This window comes from Plasticicumulans acidivorans (genome assembly GCF_003182095.1).
Taxonomy (GTDB): domain Bacteria; phylum Pseudomonadota; class Gammaproteobacteria; order Competibacterales; family Competibacteraceae; genus Plasticicumulans; species Plasticicumulans acidivorans.
In genome coordinates, this window is the sequence record NZ_QGTJ01000008.1 from 145,323 (window position 1) to 164,042 (window position 18,720).

At 69.7% G+C, this 18,720-nt stretch carries 19 protein-coding genes and 1 pseudogene; 10 read left to right on the forward strand and 10 right to left on the reverse strand.

Annotated elements, in window-relative coordinates; genetic code table 11:
* Positions 1–109: 109 nt before the first annotated feature.
* Positions 110–589 (reverse strand): Lrp/AsnC family transcriptional regulator, encoded by a 480-nt coding sequence (locus C7443_RS14360; RefSeq protein WP_110019310.1) that lies wholly within the window; start codon positions 587–589, stop codon positions 110–112.
* Positions 590–725: 136 nt separating this feature from the next.
* On the opposite strand from C7443_RS14360, the gene C7443_RS14365 reads away from it, so the two are divergent.
* The 5 genes and pseudogenes from C7443_RS14365 to C7443_RS14385 all read left to right on the forward strand — a co-directional run bounded on the left by C7443_RS14365 (position 726) and on the right by C7443_RS14385 (position 3,733).
* Positions 726–1,364, forward strand: a complete 639-nt coding sequence (locus tag C7443_RS14365; protein WP_110019311.1) for a LysE family translocator — start codon at positions 726–728, stop codon at positions 1,362–1,364.
* Between the two features lie 21 nt (positions 1,365–1,385).
* Positions 1,386–1,994, forward strand: a pseudogene (locus C7443_RS14370) (RBBP9/YdeN family alpha/beta hydrolase); the annotation flags it as partial.
* Between the two features lie 140 nt (positions 1,995–2,134).
* Positions 2,135–2,842 (forward strand): TerC family protein, encoded by a 708-nt coding sequence (locus C7443_RS14375; protein WP_110019362.1) that lies wholly within the window; start codon positions 2,135–2,137, stop codon positions 2,840–2,842.
* A gap of 10 nt (positions 2,843–2,852) precedes the next feature.
* Positions 2,853–3,287, forward strand: coding sequence for a universal stress protein (locus tag C7443_RS14380; RefSeq protein ID WP_110019313.1), 435 nt, complete (start codon positions 2,853–2,855; stop codon positions 3,285–3,287).
* Positions 3,284–3,733, forward strand: a complete 450-nt coding sequence (locus C7443_RS14385; protein WP_110019314.1) for a thiosulfate oxidation carrier protein SoxY — start codon at positions 3,284–3,286, stop codon at positions 3,731–3,733. Before C7443_RS14380 ends, C7443_RS14385 begins: the two co-directional genes overlap by 4 nt.
* Positions 3,734–3,735: 2 nt before the next feature.
* On the opposite strand, the gene C7443_RS14390 is transcribed toward C7443_RS14385, so the two are convergent.
* The 8 genes from C7443_RS14390 to C7443_RS14425 form a co-directional block, all read right to left on the reverse strand.
* Positions 3,736–4,824, reverse strand: coding sequence for a protein-glutamate methylesterase/protein-glutamine glutaminase (locus C7443_RS14390; protein WP_110019315.1), 1,089 nt, complete (start codon positions 4,822–4,824; stop codon positions 3,736–3,738).
* A gap of 24 nt (positions 4,825–4,848) precedes the next feature.
* Positions 4,849–5,685 carry a CheR family methyltransferase gene (locus C7443_RS14395; RefSeq protein WP_110019363.1) on the reverse strand — a complete coding sequence of 279 codons (837 nt, stop codon included), beginning with the start codon at positions 5,683–5,685 and terminating at the stop codon, positions 4,849–4,851.
* 1 nt (position 5,686) lies between these two features.
* A complete protein-coding gene (locus C7443_RS14400) occupies positions 5,687–6,226 on the reverse strand; it encodes a chemotaxis protein CheW (RefSeq protein ID WP_110019316.1) in 540 nt (179 codons plus the stop codon).
* 15 nt (positions 6,227–6,241) lie between these two features.
* A complete protein-coding gene (locus tag C7443_RS14405) occupies positions 6,242–7,714 on the reverse strand; it encodes a HAMP domain-containing methyl-accepting chemotaxis protein (protein WP_110019317.1) in 1,473 nt (490 codons plus the stop codon).
* Positions 7,715–7,781: 67 nt separating this feature from the next.
* The gene (locus C7443_RS14410; RefSeq protein WP_110019318.1) at positions 7,782–9,926 is read right to left on the reverse strand and encodes a chemotaxis protein CheA; all 2,145 of its coding nucleotides are present in this window, start codon (positions 9,924–9,926) and stop codon (positions 7,782–7,784) included.
* A gap of 5 nt (positions 9,927–9,931) precedes the next feature.
* Entirely contained in the window at positions 9,932–10,237 is a 306-nt protein-coding gene (locus tag C7443_RS14415; protein ID WP_110019319.1) for an STAS domain-containing protein, read from the reverse strand.
* Between the two features lie 11 nt (positions 10,238–10,248).
* The gene (locus C7443_RS14420; protein ID WP_110019320.1) at positions 10,249–10,617 is read right to left on the reverse strand and encodes a response regulator; all 369 of its coding nucleotides are present in this window, start codon (positions 10,615–10,617) and stop codon (positions 10,249–10,251) included.
* Between the two features lie 17 nt (positions 10,618–10,634).
* On the reverse strand, positions 10,635–11,561 hold the full coding sequence (locus C7443_RS14425) for a methyl-accepting chemotaxis protein (protein WP_170123629.1): 927 nt from the start codon (positions 11,559–11,561) through the stop codon (positions 10,635–10,637).
* 175 nt (positions 11,562–11,736) lie between these two features.
* Between C7443_RS14425 and soxZ the strand changes: the two genes are divergently transcribed.
* From soxZ to C7443_RS14445, 4 genes are all read left to right on the forward strand, one after another.
* Positions 11,737–12,057: a thiosulfate oxidation carrier complex protein SoxZ gene (gene soxZ, locus C7443_RS14430; protein WP_110019322.1), complete on the forward strand. Its 321-nt coding sequence runs from the start codon at positions 11,737–11,739 to the stop codon at positions 12,055–12,057.
* Positions 12,058–12,079: 22 nt separating this feature from the next.
* Entirely contained in the window at positions 12,080–14,215 is a 2,136-nt protein-coding gene (locus C7443_RS14435) for a serine/threonine protein kinase (RefSeq protein WP_110019323.1), read from the forward strand.
* Positions 14,212–14,679 (forward strand): metallophosphoesterase family protein, encoded by a 468-nt coding sequence (locus C7443_RS14440; RefSeq protein WP_110019324.1) that lies wholly within the window; start codon positions 14,212–14,214, stop codon positions 14,677–14,679. The genes C7443_RS14435 and C7443_RS14440 overlap by 4 nt, the downstream gene beginning before the upstream one ends.
* Before the next feature lie 200 nt (positions 14,680–14,879).
* Entirely contained in the window at positions 14,880–16,268 is a 1,389-nt protein-coding gene (locus C7443_RS14445) for an MFS transporter (protein ID WP_110019325.1), read from the forward strand.
* A gap of 9 nt (positions 16,269–16,277) precedes the next feature.
* Here the strand turns inward: C7443_RS14445 and C7443_RS14450 are convergent, their stop codons facing one another.
* Entirely contained in the window at positions 16,278–17,183 is a 906-nt protein-coding gene (locus C7443_RS14450; protein WP_110019326.1) for a LysR family transcriptional regulator, read from the reverse strand.
* 108 nt (positions 17,184–17,291) lie between these two features.
* On the opposite strand from C7443_RS14450, the gene leuC reads away from it, so the two are divergent.
* Positions 17,292–18,704 (forward strand): 3-isopropylmalate dehydratase large subunit, encoded by a 1,413-nt coding sequence (leuC, locus tag C7443_RS14455; protein WP_110019327.1) that lies wholly within the window; start codon positions 17,292–17,294, stop codon positions 18,702–18,704.
* Positions 18,705–18,720 lie beyond the last annotated feature (16 nt).

Below are 18,720 nucleotides of genomic sequence, written 5' to 3' on the forward strand. Positions count from 1 at the left end.
TTGAAAAGGACGGTGTTCTGTGGGTCGGCCGTCTTGGTTTGCGTTTCGATGCGGCGGGCCGGCTCATCGAGGCCACGACGGACCCTTAGCCGCGCTCATGTTCCGGCCATTACCTCAGGTGCCCGAGCGGCAGTGCGCCCTGCTGCTTGAGCGTCTGGATGGCGAAGTTGCTGCGGATGTCGCTGATGCCGGGGATTTTCAGCAGCACCTGAGTAAGGAAGCGTTCGTAGGCTTTCAGGTCGGGGACGACGACCTGCAGCAGGAAGTCCGCCGCGCCGGAGACCAGATGGGCGGAGATGACTTCGGGCAGCGAGAGCACGGCGGCTTTGAAGGTTTCGGCGGAGGATTCGGAGTGGCGCTCGACTTTGACATCGACAAACACCGTCAGGCCGAGGCCGATGGCATCGCGGTCGAGGCGGGCCTGATACCCCTCGATGACGCCGCGTTCTTCGAGCAGCTTGACGCGGCGCAGGCAGGGCGAGGGCGACAGGCCGATGCGCTCGGCCAGCTCGACGTTGCTCAGGCGAGCGTCGGTCTGCAGCGCATCGAGGATTTTGCGGTCGAAGCCGTCGAAACTGTGTTCAGGCATGATCTGCTTAAAATTGCTCGTTAAGTGGCATGACATGCCAAAAGAATCGGTTTAAGCAGCGCATAACGCAAGGACATGCGTGCAGCCCCGGGCATAGCATGCCCAGCGTCGTCGCTACCACCGGAACCGCCGCGCCATGTCCGCTCTGAGTGCTTTCGTCGTTGCCCTGGTGATCGTTTACGTGATGCCGGGGCCCGACATGATCCTGTTGCTGGAAACCGCGGCGAGTCGCGGTCGGGCGGCGGCGCTGGCGACGGCGGCGGGGCTGGGGCTGGCGCGTTCCTGCCATGTGGCGATGGCGGCGCTAGGGCTGACGGCGCTGTTCAGGGCCGCGCCGTGGACCTTCGATGCCGTGCGTCTGCTCGGCGGCGCCTATCTGGTGTGGCTGGGCGTGCGGTTGTTCTCGGCCGGTGGCGGCTCGTCGGTGAGCACGACGCCTGCGCTGGCGGTCGGTCAGGCGGATTACGCCAAGGCCTTCCGCCGCGGGCTGCTGATCAATCTGCTCAATCCGAAGGCGCTGATCTTCTGTTCGGTGCTGCTGCCGCAGTTCATCGACGTGACGCACGGTGCGATCGGCGCGCAGTTCCTGCTGCTCGGGGTGATCCTGGTGACGATCGGTCTGGCTTTTGACGTGCTCTATGCGCTGGCCGGCTCGGCGCTCGGGCGCTGCTTCGACGCGGCACCGCTGTTTGCGCGGGCGCGCAATGCGCTGTTCTCGACCGTGCTGATCGCGCTCGGCGCCAAGCTGATGCTGCTGGAGCCGCTGACTCGCTGAGCCGGCGCGGGCGTCTGGTCGTGGCGGGCGGACGGTGACAGTCTTGCGGGCTCATGCATTCCCCGCGGCGGAGGCCTCTTGAGCACGAACGTCCTGATCCTGCCGGGTTACGGCAATTCCGGCCCTGAGCACTGGCAAAGCCGGTGGCAGCAGGCCGAGCCCGACTGGCAGCGCGTCGAGCAGCACGACTGGGAGCAGCCGCAGTGTGCCGACTGGTGCGAGGCGCTCGAAACGGCCGTCGCTGCCTGCGGCGCCGACAGCGTGCTGGTCGCTCACAGCCTCGGCTGCCTGCAGGTGGCGCATTGGGCGCAGGCCACGCGGTTGCGCGTGCGCGCTGCCCTGCTGGTCGCCGTACCCGATCCGGCGCTGCCGGTTTTTCCGCCGCAGGCGCAGGGCTTTACGCCGCTGCCGCGGCAGGCACTGCCGTTTCCGAGCCTGCTCGTCGCCAGCCGTGACGATCCCTACGCCAGCCTCGACTACGCCCGCCAGTGCGCAGCAGCCTGGGGCAGCGAGTACGTCGACATCGGCGCCGCCGGGCACATCAACGCGACCAGCGGTTTCGGCGACTGGCCGCAGGGGCGGGCGCTGCTGCAGCGCCTGCTGGCGATGAGCAGCGGGGCGCGCGACTGACGTCAATACCGGGGTGTGCGGCGCGGATGACGCCGGTGGCGGTGATTAGCACCATCCCCATGTCGCTGCGCTGGTCATGCCTCAGTGCTAACCTGCCGCGCTTTCCATGCAGTGCAGTATCTGGAGCGACGGTCTTGGACATGCACGAACTGGCGACCGGCGGCGGCAGTTATCTGCTGGCCGTGGCGCAGATCATCCTCATCGACATCCTGCTCGGCGGTGACAACGCCATCGTCATCGCGCTGGCCTGTCGCGGTCTGCCCGAGCATCAGCGCAAGGCCGGTATTTTCTGGGGCGTGCTCGGGGCGATCGTGCTGCGCATCGCGCTGATCGCCTTTGCGCTCGAACTGCTGTCGCTGCCGGGGCTGAAGCTGGTCGGTGCCGGGCTGCTGCTGTGGATCGGCGTGCAGTTGCTGCAGCCGGAGCACGAGGACGAGGGCGGCACGGTCCGCAGCAGCACGACGCTGCTGGGGGCAATCCGCACGGTGATCGTCGCCGATGCGGCGATGAGCATCGACAACGTGGTTGCCGTCGCCGGTGCCGCGCGCGGCGATCTGTCGCTGGTGGTGCTCGGCATTCTGGTCAGCGTGCCGGTGATCGTCTGGGGCAGCCGCTTCATCCTGCGGTTGATGGACCGCTTCAGCTGGCTGATCGCCTTCGGCGGCGGTCTGCTCGGCTGGATCGCCGGCGGCCTGCTGCTGGCCGATCCGCTGCTGGCGCGCCTCGGCGTCGTGCCGCAGCCCTGGCTGCATTACCCGGTGTCGGCCAGCGCGGCCGTGCTGGTCATTCTGCTCGGGTACACGCTGGCCCGGCGGCAGGCGGCGGCCGTCGCTGCCGACGGCGAGTGAGGAGGCCGCGATGCCTACGGAAATCCTGTTGATTCCGGTCGATGGTTCACCGGCGTTCGCCGCCGTGATCGAGCATCTGGAGGCGCTGCGCGCGCGCGGCGATGAACTGACGCTGCACCTGCTCAACGTGCAGATTCCGGTCGAATCCGGCCACGCCCGCCGCTTCGTCAGCCGCGAGGCGCTGGAGGCCTGGTATCAGGCCGAGAGCGTCGAGGCGCTGCGCCCGGCGGTGGCCGCGCTCGCCGCCGCCGGGTTTGCCTGCACGCTGCATCACGTCGTCGGCCACCCGGCGGCGAGCATCGTCGCCGAGGCGCAGGCGCTGGGCTGTACCGGCATCCTGATGGCGACGCATCCGCAGGCGCTGCTGCGTCATTGGCTGCTCGGTTCGGTCGCCGAGGAGGTCGCCACCCTCAGCCCGCTGCCAGTGGTCTGCCTGCCGGCATGAAGACGCTGACGCGCCGTCGTCTGCTGCAGGCGCTGGCGGCACTGGCCGCGCTTGGGGTGCTGCCGCGGCGGCTGCATGCGCGCGCCGAGGCGGCGTTCGCCGCCAGTGCGCTCGATACGGCGCTGCAGGCGCTGTACGGTTCGCGCGAGCTCGTCGAGCATGCCGGGCTGCAGCTCGAAGTGCCGGCGGCGCCGGACAATCCGGCGCAGGTGCCGGTGCAGCTGCGCGCCGCAGGGCTGCCGCCGGTGCACGCCTTCGTGTTGTTCGCCGCCGCCAATCCGCTGCCGCTGATCGCGCGCTTCGAGCTTGGCGAGGGCGTCGAGCCGCAGCTCGACGTGCGCATCAAGGTCGGCGGTTCCGGGCGCCTGCTGCTGGTCGCCGAGACTGCTGCCGGCCTGTTCCGCACCGAGGCTCACGTCGACGCCGCGGCCGGCGCCTGCGGCTGAGTTCAGACCAGCGGAATGCGCGCGATTTCGCCGGCGATGTCGTCGAGGGCGATGTCGCGTTCGCTGGCGCCGAGCTTCTTGGCTTCCTGCGGCATGCCGTAGACCACGCAGCTGGCCTCGTCCTGCGCCAGCGTGTGGGCGCCGGCGTCGCGCATCGCCTTGAGGCCGTGGGCGCCGTCGCCGCCCATGCCGGTCATGATCACGCCGAGCGCGTTGCGCCCGGCATGCGCCGCCACCGAACGGAACAGCACGTCGACCGAGGGCTTGTGGCGGTTGACCGGCGGCCCGTCGCGCACTTCGACGCGGTACTGCGCGCCGCTGCGCACCACCTGCATGTGGCGGCCGCCGGGCGCGATCAGCGCCTGGCCGGCAAGCACGCGGTCGCCGTCATGCGCTTCGCGCACTTCGATCTGGCACATCTGGTTCAGGCGCTGGGCGAAGGCGGCGGTGAAGGCTTCCGGCATGTGCTGGACGATGACGATGCCGGCGCACACCCGCGGCAGTGCCGTGAGCACGCGCTCCAGCGCCTGCGTGCCGCCGGTCGAGGTGCCGATGGCGACGATGCGGTCGGTGGTCTGCAGCGGGCTGCGCGGGGCGCTGGCGAGCGCGAGCGGAGCCGGCGCGCCGGCCGGGCTGCTGCTCGCGGTCGGCGTCGGTCGCGGGCGGTTGCCGGGTCGCAGCAGCGCCGGGCGGCTGGCGGCGGCGGCGCGGATGGCGTGGATCAGCTCGCTGGCCGCGCCCTGCAGGAACTGCTTCAGGCCGACGGTCGGCTTGGTGACGATGTGCATGGCGCCGGCGGCGAGCGCATCGAGGCAGGTCTGCGTGCCTTTGGCAGTCAGCGTCGAGCAGATCACCACCGGCGTCGGCCGTTCGGCCATCAGCTTGCGCAGGAAGGTGATGCCGTCCATGCGCGGCATCTCGACGTCGAGCAGGATGACGTCGGGCCATTCGCGCTTCATGCGCTCGACGGCGAACAGCGGGTCGGGCACGGTGCCGATGACTTTCAGATCCGGTGCCTGTTCGAGCACCTGCTGCATGACCTGGCGCACGACGGCGGAGTCGTCGACGATCAGAACCTTGATCTCAGGCATGGAGGCTTCCAGAGGGCCGGCCGCTCAGGGCCGGCGGTAGACGGTGGGGGCGACGCAGCGCAGGCCGTCGACGATGCCGTTCAGCGATTCGGAGTGGCCGATGAACAGGTGGCCGCCCGGTCGCAGCCGGCGCAGCAGCCGCTCGACCACCGCGCGCTTGGTCGGCATGTCGAAGTAGATCATCACGTTGCGCAGGAAGATCACGTCGAACTCGCCGATCTGCGGCAGCTCGACGCTGAGATTGAGTTGCTGCCACTGCAGGCGCTGGCGCAGCGCCTGGTGCACGCGCAGGTAGCCATCGTGTTCGCCGGTGCCGCGCAGGCAGAAGCGCTTGAGGTACGCCGGCGGGATGCCGTGGGCACGCGTCATCGGGTAGATGCCCGCACGTGCGCGTTCGAGCACGCGCGTCGACAGGTCGCTGCCGAGGATCTCCCAGCGCACGCCGGCGGCCTCGGCGCACATGGCGATGGTGTAGGGCTCCTCGCCGCTGGAGCAGGCCGCGCTCCAGATGCGCAGCGCCCGCGCCGCCGGCGCCTGCGGCAGGATTTCGCGCTCAAGGAAGTGGAAGTGGTCCGGCTCGCGGAAGAAATAGGTCTCGTTGGTGGTCAGCAGGTCGAGCGCCCGCTGGCGCTCGGCCGGATCGGCGTCGCCGTCGATGTACTTGAGGTACTGCGTGTAGCTGGTGCAGCCGCAGACGGCGAGGCGTTTGTCGAGGCGGGCGCAGACCATCGGCTTCTTGGTCTCGCCGAGATGGATGCCGCTGGCCCGGTAGAGCCAGCGGGCGAGCAGCGCGAACTCGGCATCGCTGATGCGTGGCGCGGGTGCGAAGTCCCGCGGCCGGCTCGCGGCGAAGGCCGGCATCTCAGCGCGCATCCGGCAGTTGCGGCAGCGCCGGGCGCTGGTCGGCGAGGCGGGCGAGCTGCGCCATTTCCTCGACCGAGAGCACGCAGGCAGGTTCGAGGATGACCACGAAGTGCTCGTCGAGCTTGCCCATGCCGCGGATGAAGTCGGTGCGCACGCGGGCGCCGAAGCTTGGCGGCGGCTCCACCTCGGGGATCTCCAGCACCGCGCTGACACCGTCGACCAGCAGGCCGAGGTCGCGGCGCTGGCCGTCCTCGGCATCGTCGATCTCGACGATGACGATGCAGCTGCGCTTGTGCACCTGGCTGGCCTCGCGGCCGAGGCGGGCGGCGAGGTCGATGACCGGCACCACGCGCCCGCGCAGGTTGAGCACGCCGACGATGAAGCCCGGCATCATCGGCACGCGGGTCACGCGGCTGTACTCGATGATCTCCTTGATGTGCAGGATGCCGAGCGCGAAGGTCTCGCCGCCGGCGCTGAAGGTCAGGTACTGCTGACCTTCCTGCAGCGCGTCGGCCGGTTGATAGGCGGGCAGGGCCATGGGGTCTCCTCCGGCTCAGAAGTGCACGAAACCGGCATCGGCATCGCTGTCGCCGAACAGCGAGCCGCCGCCCTGCGCACCGTTCTCGCGACGCGGCTTGGTCTTGGCCGGCGCCTTGGTGACCACCGGGGCGGCGACGACGTGGCCGACCAGCTGCTGCAGTTGCCCGGCCTGGTTGTTCATCTCTTCGGCGGCGGCGGAGAGCTCCTCGGAGGCCGAGGCGTTCTGCTGCGTGACCTGGTTCATCTGCGCCAGCGCGGTGTTGATCTGGCTGGCGCCGGTCGACTGCTCGGCCGAGGCGGCGGAGATTTCCTGCACCAGATCGGCGGTGCGGCGGATCGCCGGCTGGATCTCGTCGAGCAGGCGGCCGGCTTCCTCGGCGACTGCCATGCTCGAACCGGCCAGCGTGCCGATTTCCTGCGAGGCGACCTGGCTGCGCTCGGCGAGCTTGCGCACCTCGGCGGCGACCACCGCAAAGCCGCGGCCGTGTTCGCCGGCGCGGGCGGCCTCGATCGCCGCGTTGAGCGCCAGCAGATTGGTCTGGTAGGCGATGTCGTCGATGATCGAGATGCGCTCGGTGATGCTCTTCATCGCCTTCACCGTCTGCTGCACCGCGTCGCCACCGGCCGCGGCCTGCTCGGCGGCGCGCTGCGCCATGCCGTCGGTGACCTTGGCGTTTTCGCTGTTCTGCGCGATCGACGCGGTCATTTCCTCGATTGCCGCCGAGGTTTCCTCGACCGAGGCGGCCTGCTCGCTGGTGGCCTGCGCCAGACCGTGCGAGGTGGTGCTGACCTGGCCGGCGAGCTGGCGGGTGATGGCGAGGGCGTTGCCGAGCTGGTGGTTGATGCTGCGCATCGTGACGTAGGCCAGCAGGCCGGCGCACACCAGCGTGCCCAGCAGCGCCGCGATGATCAGGTTGCGTGAGTTGTCATAGGTGTCGACCGCCGCCTGACGGGCTTCGTTGGCGCCCTTGACGTTGAGCTCGACCAGCGCGCTCAGGTGCTCGCTGATCTGCGCGAAAGCCTTGAGCATCGGTCCGTCGAGCAGCGCACGGACCTCATCGGTGCGGTTGGCGCGCGACACCGGCAGCAGTTCCTCATGCAGGCTGAGATAGGCGTTCCAGCGCTCGGCGGTTTCATCGTAGAGCTTGCGTTCCTCGGGCGAGGAGATCAGCGGCACGTAGATCTTGCGGTTGCTCTCGAACTGGGCCATGTCCTGCTTCATGCCGTCTTCGATGGCATTCATGACCTCGATCTTGTCGCTCAGACCGTGCTTGTACTCACGCAGGCGCAGGGTCAGCGCTGCGGCATTCATCGCCGAGATGGTCTGCACGCTGGGCAGCCAGTTTTCACCGAGCTCGCGGGTCTGGCCGTTGAGCTGGTTGAGCTGATAGATCGAGAAGCCGCCGAGCCCGCAGGTCAGGGCAAGCAGCAGCGTGACGATCAGCGTCATGCGGGTCGAGATCTTGGTCTTCGAGAGCGCTTTCATGTAGGTCGATTGTCCTTGTGATGCGGTGGCGCAAAGCGGATGCGGGTCGGGGTGGGGCAGCGCGCGTTCAGGCGGCGGCGCGCTCGCCGGCGCCGCTGCTCTGAGCCAGCAGGCCGGGGATGTCGAGGATCAGCGCGACCGCGCCGCTGCCGAGGATGGTCGCGCCGCTGAAACAGCTCGCCGCGGCAAACAGCCGGCCGAGCGGCTTGATCACGGTCTGGAATTCGCCGATCAGGCGGTCGACGACCAGCCCGGCCTGCTGCCCGGCGTGGTTGACGACGACCAGGTTCTCGCGGCGCTCGCGCGCGCCGTCGGCAGCGAAATGCTCATGCAGGTGCAGCAGCGGCAGCACGCGGCCGCGCAGGTTGATGTAGCCGTTGCGCCGCGCCTCGCTGGCCTGGCTGCCGCCGAGTTCGACGCACTCGACCATCTGGTCGAGCGGAATGACGTAGGTGCCGTCACCGACGCCGACCAGAAAGCCGTCGATGATCGCCAGCGTCAGCGGCAGGCGGATCGAGCAGCAGGTGCCGGCACCGGCCTGCGAGCTCATCTCCACGGTGCCGCGCAGCGCTTCGATCGCACGCTTGACCACGTCCATGCCGACGCCGCGCCCGGAGAGGTTGGTCACCGCGTTGGCCGTGGAAAAACCCGGTTCGAAGATCAGCTGGAAGATGTCCTGCTCGCTCGGTGTCTGGTCGGCGCGCAGCAGCCCGCGCTCGCGTGCCTTGGCGGCGATGCGTTCGGCGTCGAGGCCGTTGCCGTCGTCCTGCACCTCGATGACGATGCTGCCGGAGTCGTGGCGGGCATTGAGCATGACCGTGCCGCGCGCCGGTTTGCCGCGCGCCAGACGGGCCTCGACCGGCTCGATGCCGTGGTCGATGGCGTTGCGCACCAGGTGGGTGAGCGGGTCGGCGAGGCGCTCGACGATGGACTTGTCGAGTTCGGTGTCCTCGCCGTTGAGCACCAGCTCGATGTCTTTGCCGAGTTCGCGGCTGAGGTCGTGGACCACGCGGCGGAAGCGGCTGAAGGTCTCGCCGATCGGCACCGTGCGCAGATTCAGCGCGCTGTCACGGATCAGCTCGACCAGCGCGCCGAGTGCCTGCGTCGACTCGATCAGCTCGGCATCGCGGCTGTGCGTGGCGCGCAGCGAGGTCGCGGCGCTGGCGATGACCAGCTCGCCGACCAGGTCGATCAGCTCGTCGAGCTTGTCGGCGCCGATGCGGATCTGGCGGTGCTCGCTGCCGCGCGCACGGCTCTGCTGCTCCAGCGCGGCGTTGACCGCGGCCGGCGATACGCCCTGCTCGGCGACCAGGATGTGGCCGAGCGGCTGGTGGCCGGGTACCTCGGTGGTGTCGAGCTGGCGCTGGCGGGTGAGGCCGGCGTCGAGCTCGGCCGGGCTGAGCACGCCGGCGGCGAGCAGGATCGCGCCGAGGCGGTCGTCGGCCTCCGGCAGCTCGCGGATCAGCGACAGGTAGGCGTCGCTGCCGCAGTCCGGCGCCAGCACGCGCACCAGGCTGTCCTCACGGACGAATTCGAAGGCATCGGCGATCGCCGTCGCGTCGGCGTTCGAGCGCAGCGTCACCTCGTAGCCGAGGTAGCAGCGCTCGGCGTCGAGTTCGGCGAGCGGCGGCACGGCGTCGGTCAGCGTGGCGACGTGCTCGATCGTGCCCAGCGTGCCGAGGTAGCGCAGCATCGCCAGCGGGTCCATGCCGTTGCGCAGCACCTCGCTGCCGAAGCGCACCGAAACATGCCAGTGACCGTCGGTGGTAGTGGCGATGGCCCGCGGCTCGATCTGCTGTGCCGCCGCCTGTACCACGGCCGGCGTCGCCAGCCGGCTCTGCAGCTGGGTGCCCAGCGCCGCGGAGCGTTCGAGCAGCGCGGCCGGCGGCGCGCCGGCGGCGCAGGCGTCGATCAGCTCGGCGATGTGGTCGCGGCAGCTCAGCAGCAGCGTGCGCAGCGCTTCGTCGATCGTGCAGTCGCCAGCGCGCACCCGGTCGAGCACGCTTTCGACGATATGGGTGAAGGCGACCACGGCGTCGAGCCCGAACAGGCCGGCAGAGCCCTTGATGGTGTGCGCGGCGCGGAAGATGGCGTTGATGCGCTCGGCGTCGGCGGCGGCATCGCCGCTCAGGCCGAGCAGGCCGTCTTCGAGATCGGTCAGCAGCTCGCGGCTCTCGCCGAGGAAGGTCTGCAGCGCCATGTCGAGGTTCATCGGCATCACTCCTGGCAGGGGATGGCGAACTGAGCGCCCAGGCCGAGTTCACACAGCGCCGCGGCGACGGCATCGCTCGGCGCTGCGAGGTGCAGGCCGGCGCCGCAGACGCGGGCGCTGCGCTCGAAGGCGAGCAGCAGCTGCACGCCGCTGCTGTCGATCTCGTCGACGGCGCTCAGGTCGAGCGCGAGCGAGCCGCTCGCCGGCACGTGGGCGAGCAGCGCCTCGCGCAGCTCGGCGGCGTGGTAGATGGTCATCTCGCCGGCGATCTGCAGGCGGTGGCCATCACTGCTGGGGTTGATCTGCAGCATCACGGCACCCCTTACGGCAGCGCCAGCTTGGCGACCGCGGCGAGCAGCTGTGGCGGCTGGAACGGCTTGACCACCCAGGCGCGAGCGCCGACCGCCTGGCCCTGCGCTTTCTTGTCGTCGCCGGCTTCGGTGGTGAGCATGACGATCGGCGTGAACTTGTACTGCGGGTTGTCCTTGACCGCGCGCACGAAGCCCAGGCCGTCGAGGCGCGGCATGTTCACGTCGCAGATCATCAGGTGGAACTTGCGTCCGTCGAGCTTGCCGAGGGCATCCTCGCCGTCGCAGGCCTCGACGGTGTCGTAGCCGGCGTTGTTCAGCGTCATCGCCACGACCTGACGCATGGAGGCCGAGTCGTCGATGATCAAGATGGATTTCGCCATGTGGGGTGCACTCCTTTTCAAAAGAAGGTGATTTCGCCGTCGGCGGCGGCCGGCGTCTGGGCATCGTCGCGGTCGTGGGTGATGCGTTGTTCGGCGGTGGTGTAGGTGGCTTCGCGGGCGTCGAACCAGCGCGTCAGCGCCAGCTCATCGAGCGCCTCGGCACCGAGCAGCGTCTGCAGCTGCTCCATGCTCTCGCTGAGGTGGGCGAGGATCTGGCTGGTGCGATCCTGGAACTGCAGCGCGACCAGCACTTCGGCGACCTCGGTGCGCACCCGGGTGCTGATGTCGCGCAGGTTGCCCGTCGCGCCGGCGAGGGCCTCGGTGGCGGCGCGGAACTCGCTGAGCAGCGTGTGGGTGATCTGATCGGCGCCGTTGAGCACCTCGCGGTCGCGCGCCAGCCGCTGGTCGGCCTGGCGGGCGGCGGTGTCGAGTGTCTGCGCCACGGTCTGCATCTCGTCACCGAGGCGCTGGCCGGCGCTGTTGGCGCGCAGCGCCAGCGCGCGCACTTCGCGGGCGACGACTTCGAAGCCGCGGCCGTAGTCGGCGGCATGCACGGCCTCGATGGTGGCATTCAGCGACAGCAGCTTGGTCTGTCCGGCGACGGTGATGACTTCCTGCGCGGTGCGCCGCATCGCCTCGGTACGCCCGCGCAGTTCGAGCACCTCGGCGAAGGTCGCGTCGCGTTCGTGCTGCGCCTGATGCAGGCCGGCGAGCAGCTCGTGCAGCTGCGCGTCGCTGTGACCGAGCAGCTCGCTGAGCTGGCTGCGCTGCTCGTGGCTGCGGCGCACCAGCTCCTCGACGGCGAGATCGATGGTTTCACTCAGGCGGGTGAAGCGCGTGATCAGCGCCTGGGCCGCCTGTTCGGTCTGCGCGCGCACGCTCTCGATGTGCCGGATCCAGATCGGCAGTACGCGCAGGCACATCCGCTGCAACGGCGTGGTCAAGGTGGTGGCTCCTCAGGTCGATGGCGTCGGCGCAGCGGTGGCCGCGCGGCGCGAATGCAGGCGACTATAGGGAGCCGTCATTCAACGCGTTGTGACGAGCTGTTAGCTTTTTACGGCTGTATAATTTTCTGACAGTCTGGCTACTCCAGAGGTTAGGTCTGTGGCGGAAAACCCCATGAACGACATCCGCATCGAGGCTCGGCGGCGTGCCGGTCTCACCGAACTGCGGCTGCTGATCCGCCACCCGATGGAAACCGGGCAGGGCCGTGATCCGCTGAGCGGTGCGCTGATCCCGGCGCACTACATCGTGCGCCTGGAGGTCGACTGCGCCGGCCGCGCGCTGCTGCGCGCCGACACCGGCACCGGCGTGGCGCGTAACCCCTACCTGGCGCTGCGTTTCAAAGGCGGCGAGGCCGGCGACACCCTGGCCGTGCGCTGGCTCGATAATCTCGGCGGCGAAGGGGCGGCGCAGGCGACGATCGTCGCCGCGGACTGATGACGGGCGGGGAGGGCGGTGCATGGGCGGCAATGACGCTGTGATCGACGGCGACGAGGCGCTGGCCGCGACGCGGGTGCTGCCGGTCGCCGACAGCATCGAGCTGACCGTCTTGCGCACCCTGACGCAGGCACCGGGCGCCCTGCCGCCGGCGCCGCCGGCGCGTGACGCCGACATGCCCGGCTCGCATTACGAGCTGCTCGGCCCGGTCGGCGCCGGCGCGATGGGCGAGGTGCAGGCGGCACGCGACCGCGAGCTGCTGCGCACGGTGGCCTACAAGCGTCTGCACGGCGCCGTCGAGACCGCGCCCGGCGTGGCGCAGCGTTTTCTGATCGAGGCACAGCTGACCGCCCAGCTCGATCACCCGAACGTGGTGCCGGTGTATGCGCTGGAGCGCGATGCCGACGGCCACATCGCCTACGCGATGAAGCTGGTGCGCGGGCGCACGCTCGCCGAGCTGATCGCCGCCGCGCGCGAAACCCTGGCGCGCAGCGAGCCGCTGCCGGCGGAGCTGGCGCGCGAAACGCTGATCGACCATTTCCTCAAGGTCTGCGACGCCATCGCCTACGCCCACGCCAAGGGCGTGGTCCATCGCGACCTCAAGCCCTCGAACATCATGATCGGCACCTTCCACGAGGTGTACGTGATGGACTGGGGCATCGCCCTGGTGCACAGCGCACCGTCACTTGCCACCGAGGCGCCGGAGCAGGCACCGCCGCAGCTCGCCGAGGCCGATCCGGCCGGGCGCACGCGCTGCGGCGACATCATCGGCACGCCGGCCTACATGGCACCGGAGCAGGCGTGCGGCGATGCCGTCGATGCCCGCGCCGACCAGTACGCGCTCGGCCTGATCCTGCAGGAGCTGCTGACGCTGCGCCGCGCGGCGATCGGGCACAGTGCCGAGGAGGTGCTCAACGCCCGCCTGCGCGGCGAGCGCGCACCGGCGCAGGCGCCGCACGGCCTGCCGGCGGTGGCGCCGGAACTGGCGGCGGTCATCGCCCGCGCCAGCGCGCTCGAACCGGCGGCGCGCTATGCCGACGTCACCGCGCTGGCCGGCGACGTGCGCGCCTGGCTGCGCGGCGAGGCGGTCAGCGCGCTGCGCGATTCGCTGCTGCGGCGCACGCTGCGCTGGGTCGGCCGCCACCGTCAGGCGACGCTGGTGACACTGCTGCTGGCACTGCTGCTCGGCAGCCTCAGCAGTGCCGGCCTGCTGTGGCGGCATCTGGCGATGCTCGAACGCATGCAGCGGCGCGAGCTGCTGATGGCGCGCGTGCTCGCCAGCGGCGCGGCGCAGGCCGAGCGCATCGGTGACGGCTTCCAGCAGTTCGACCGTCTGCTCGAAGGGCTGAGCAGTGCCGCCAGCGTGGCACTGGCCAGCAACGCCGCCGTGCCGCCGGCCGATCCGGCGCAACCGCTGCCGGCGGCGGTGAAAGCGCCGCAGTACGGCGGGCTCGCCGTCGATGCCAGCGCACCGTCGGTGCAGCTGGCGACCGGCAGCACGCCGCAGGCCGCTGCCGAACTCGGCCGCCTGGCACTGCTGACGCCGCTGCTGCCGCGACTGTATTCGCTGGCCGACGACGCCGATCGGCCGCAGCGCGATGCCGCGGCGATGCGCCATCTGGTCGACGAGGAGGAAACGCCTTTGCTGTGGGCGGTGGTCGGCCTGGCCAGTGGCGGCGAACTGCGCTACCCCGGCGTCGCCGGCGATCTGCTCGGAGCCGACTACGATGTGCGCACGCAGTCCTGGTACCAGCTGGTCAGTGCTGCTGAGGGTGCCGAGCATGCCTGCGGGCATCCGTTCCGCAGCCCGATCAACGGTGAGCTGCTGCTGCCGTGCGTGCAGCGCGTGCTGGCGGCCGACGGCACGCTGCGCGGCGTCGCCGGGCTGGCGTTCAGTCTCGACATTCTCGGCCAGCGCCTGCTGCTGCCGAAGACACCGGCGCTGGCGGCGCGCCTGATCGATGATTCCGGTCACGTCATCGTCCACGCCGGCAGTGCACCGCTCACCGAGACTTTCGAGGATGCGGCGGTGCTGCAGGCGCTGGCGCAGACGCGCAGCGGCATCGTCGAGCGGCCCGGGCTGTGGCGGGTGTATGCGCCGGTGCGCGCGCTCGGCTGGGGCTACGTCGTCGACTTCGCCCGTGACGACGAGTCATGAGCGGGCGCATCGGTGTGATCTCCGACACCCACGGCCTGCTGCGGCCGCAGGCGCTGGCGGCGCTCGACGGCTGCGCGCTGATCCTGCATGCCGGTGACATCGGCGATCCGCAGATCCTCGAAGCGCTGCGCCGGCTGGCCCCGCTGCACGCGGTGCGCGGCAACAACGATCACGGCCACTGGGCCGAGGCGCTGCCGCTGGCGCTGACCGTCGAGCACGCCGGCCTGCGCATCCACCTGCTGCACAACGTGCGTGAACTGGCGCTCGATCCGCTCGCCACCGGCATCGACGTCGTCGTCTACGGCCATTCGCACAAGCCGCGCTGCGAGCACCACGGCGGCGTGCTGTGGTTCAACCCCGGCAGCGCCGGGCCGCGGCGCTTTTCGCTGCCGATCGCCTGCGGCTGGCTGTGGGCCGAGGGTGCGGCGGCGCAGGGCGAGTGGCAGCCGCTGGCACTCGACTGAGCGCCTGTTTCTCCGTGCGCCCGGCGGGCGGGCTTTGCAAGCCGTGCGTGCGGTTTGGCGGCCATGCGCGGATGATCGCGAACCCCGTGGCCGTGGACGCAGTCTCGTCGGCCATGTCAGCTTTGTCGTTTGCCGAAATGTCCGTTACGTCTTCATCTCTGGCCGGCGCTGCGCCGCTGCCCCCGACCGCCCGAATCCCGATGCCCCGTCCTCTGCTGCTCGCGCTGATCGTCGCCTGTGCGCTGTTCATGGAAAGTCTCGATGCGACGGTGATTTCCACCTCGCTGCCGGTGATCGCCGCCGCGCTCGGCGAATCGCCGATCGCGCTCAAGCTGGCGCTCACCGCCTATCTGGTCAGCCTCGCCGTGTTCATCCCGGTCAGTGGCTGGTTCGCCGACCGCTACGGCGCACGGCGGGTGTTCCGCGCCGCGATCGTGGTGTTCACGCTCGGCTCGGTGGCCTGCGGCTTCGCCAGCTCGCTCGGCGGCTTCGTCGTCGCCCGCTTTCTGCAGGGCATGGGCGGGGCGATGATGGTGCCGGTCGGCCGCCTGCTGCTGATGAAGTCGGTGGCCAAGGACGAGATGGTCACCGCACTCAGCTACCTGACCATTCCGGCGCTGCTCGGGCCGGTGTTCGGGCCGCTGCTCGGCGGCTTCATCAGCACCTATTTCGACTGGCGCTGGATCTTCTTCATCAATGTGCCGATCGCGCTGCTCGGCCTGTACTTCGCCGGGCGCTACATCCCGAATCTGCGCGAGGAGCAGACCTGGCCGCTGGATCTGCGCGGCTTCGTGCTCTCGGGGCTGGGGCTGTCGCTGCTCACGCTCGGCCTGGCCACCGCCGGCCAGCATCTGCTGAGCGGCGAGCTGTCCGCCGCCTGTGCCGCCGGTGGCGCGCTGCTGCTCGCGGCCTACGTGCGCCATGCCCGCGGCTGCGCGCATCCGCTGCTCGATTTCCGCTTCCTGCAGGTGCCGACCTACCGCGTCAGCGTGCTCGGTGGCTGGCTGTTCCGCCTCGGTGTCGGTGCCACGCCGTTCCTGCTGCCGCTGCTGCTGCAGCTCGGTCTGGGCATGTCGCCGCTGCAGTCGGGTGCGCTGACCTGCGTCTCGGCGCTGGCGGCGATCGGCATGAAGACGCTGAGCGCACGCATCCTGCGCCGCTTCGGTTTCCGCTCGGTGCTGACGGTGAATGCGCTGATCGCTTCGCTGGTGCTCGCCGTCTGCGGCCTGTTCGACACCGCCACCCCGGTCTGGCTGCTGCTCTGCGTGCTGCTGGCCAGCGGCTTTTTCCGCTCGCTGCAGTTCACCGCGCTCAACGCCATCTGCTACGCCGACATCGAGCGCGTCGACATGGGGTCGGCCTCCGGGCTGGCCAATGTCGCCCAGCAGCTGGCGCTGAGCGCCGGCGTCACCGTCGGCGCCTTCATGCTGGAAGCCTCGGCCGCGATGCACGGCCATGCGAGTGTCACCATCGGCGATTTCGCCTGGGCGTTTCTCGGCGTCTCGCTGCTGTCGGCGGCGGCGGCCTGGCCGGCGCTGCGGCTGCCGGCGGACGCCGGTGCCGAGGTTTCCGGCCACCGCGCCGCCTGAGGCGGGCGCTCAGTAGCCGCGCCAGGGTTGCGGCTCGATGCTGCTGCCGCGCTCCTCGTCGAGCAGTTCGAGCAGGGCACGGGCCGCGTTCGAGGGCGTGTAGCCGGAATGCGAAACGACGCCGAGTTCGCGGCTCGGCGACAGGCCTTCCAGCTCCAGCGCGACCAGCTGGCCGTCGAGCATGCTGCGTGGCAGCAGCGACCAGCCGAGTCCGACCGAGACCATCATCTTGATGGTTTCCAGATAGTTGGCGGAAAAGGCAATGCGCAGGCGCACGCCGAGCGGCTCGAACAGGCGCTCGATCAGCTCGCGGGTGTAGGTGCCGTACTCAGGCAGGATCGCAGCGTATTCGGCGAGCAGGAACGGCGAGATGCGTCGCTGCCGCGCCAGCGGATGCCCCGGCTGCACCACCAGCAGCAGGCGGTCGGTCCACACGCTGCGCAGCGACAGCGGTGCCTCCGGGCGCAGCGGCAGGGTGACGATGGCCAGCTCGACGTCGCCGGCGGCGACGGCATGGCAGGCGGCTTCCGAGGCCATGAAGCGCAGGTCGAGCTGTACCTGCGGGTAGCGCGCGGTGAAGGTGCGCAGCACCGGCGGCAGGCGGTGCAGGCCGACGTGATGACTGGTGACCAGCGTCAGCGCGCCGGCGACCTGGCCGGAGAGATTGTGCAGCGCGCGCTTGCCGTCTTCGAGCTCGGCGAGCACGCGGCGCGCGCGCGGCAGCAGCGTGTTGCCGGCCTCGGTCAGCGGCACGCGGCGGCCGAGGCGGTCGAACAGCCTGACGCCGAGTTCGCTTTCCAGCGCCGAGATGCGTTTGCTGACCGCCGGCTGGGTGAGGAACAGCCGCTCGCCGGCCAGCGAAAACGAGCCGGTGTCGGCGACGGCGACGAAGGCCTGCAGCGCAGCGATGTCCATGAACCCGTTCCCATTCCTGATGGTCATCCATCGTATGAAAAACATGAATTGGTGTCATGTCTGATCGCGGCGTAGATTCCGCGCACTGCAAGCTGGAGGACCGTGGCAATGGCCGGCAAGACGCTTTACGACAAGCTCTGGGATGCGCACGTGGTGCGTACTGACGAAGACGGCACCGCGCTGCTCTACATCGACCGTCATCTGGTGCACGAGGTGACCTCGCCGCAGGCTTTCGAGGGCCTGAAGCTCGCCGGCCGCCAGCCGTGGCGGCTGGATTCGATGCTGGCGGTGCCGGATCACAACGTGCCGACGACGCCGCGTGCCGGCGGCATCAGCGACATCGTCGATCCGGTGTCGCGCACGCAGGTCGAGACGCTCGACATCAACGCCCGCGAGCTGCACCTGAATTACTTCCCGATCAACGATGTACGCCAGGGCATCGTGCACGTCATCGGCCCCGAGCAGGGCGCGACGCTGCCGGGCATGACGGTGGTCTGCGGTGACTCGCACACCGCCACGCACGGTGCTTTCGCCGCGCTGGCCTTCGGCATCGGCACCTCCGAAGTCGAGCACGTGATGGCGACACAGTGCCTGATCCAGAAGAAGTCGAAGTCGATGCTGGTGCGCGTCGACGGCGAGCTCGGCGCCGGCGTCGACGCCAAGGACGTGGTGCTGGCGATCATTGGTGTCATCGGTACCGCCGGCGGCACCGGCTACGCCATCGAGTTCGGCGGCTCGGCGATCCGCGGCCTGTCGATGGAAGGGCGCATGACGGTCTGCAACATGGCGATCGAGGCCGGTGCGCGTGCCGGCATGATCGCCTGCGACGACACTACCATTGAGTACGTGCGCGGCCGGCCGTTCGCGCCCAAGGGCGCTGACTGGGACACGGCGGTGGCGTGGTGGAAGACGCTGCATTCCGACCCGGAGGCGACCTTCGATGCGCTGGTCGAGATCGACGCCGCGAAGATCCGCCCGCAGGTGACCTGGGGCACGTCGCCGGAAATGGTCGTCGCTGTCGACGAGCGCGTGCCCGATCCGGCCGCCGAGGCCGATCCGGTGAAGCGCTCGGGCATGCAGAAGGCACTCGCCTACATGGGCCTGGCGCCGAACCAGCCGATCACCGAGATTCTGCTCGATCGCGTGTTCATCGGCTCGTGCACCAATTCGCGTATCGAGGATCTGCGCGAGGCGGCGGCGGTGATCAAGGGCCGCAAGGTGGCGGCGAACGTCAAGCAGGCGCTGGTGGTGCCGGGCTCCGGTCTGGTCAAGGAGCAGGCCGAGGCCGAAGGGCTCGATCAGCTGTTTCTCGCCGCCGGCTTCGAGTGGCGCGAGCCCGGCTGCTCGATGTGTCTGGCGATGAACGCCGATCGCCTCGGCGCCGGCGAGCACTGCGCCAGCACCAGCAACCGTAATTTCGAGGGCCGTCAGGGCGCCGGTGGCCGTACCCATCTGGTCGGCCCGGCGATGGCGGCGGCGGCGGCGATCGCCGGCCACTTCGTCGATGTGCGCAACTTCTGACAGCGAGGACGCAGAC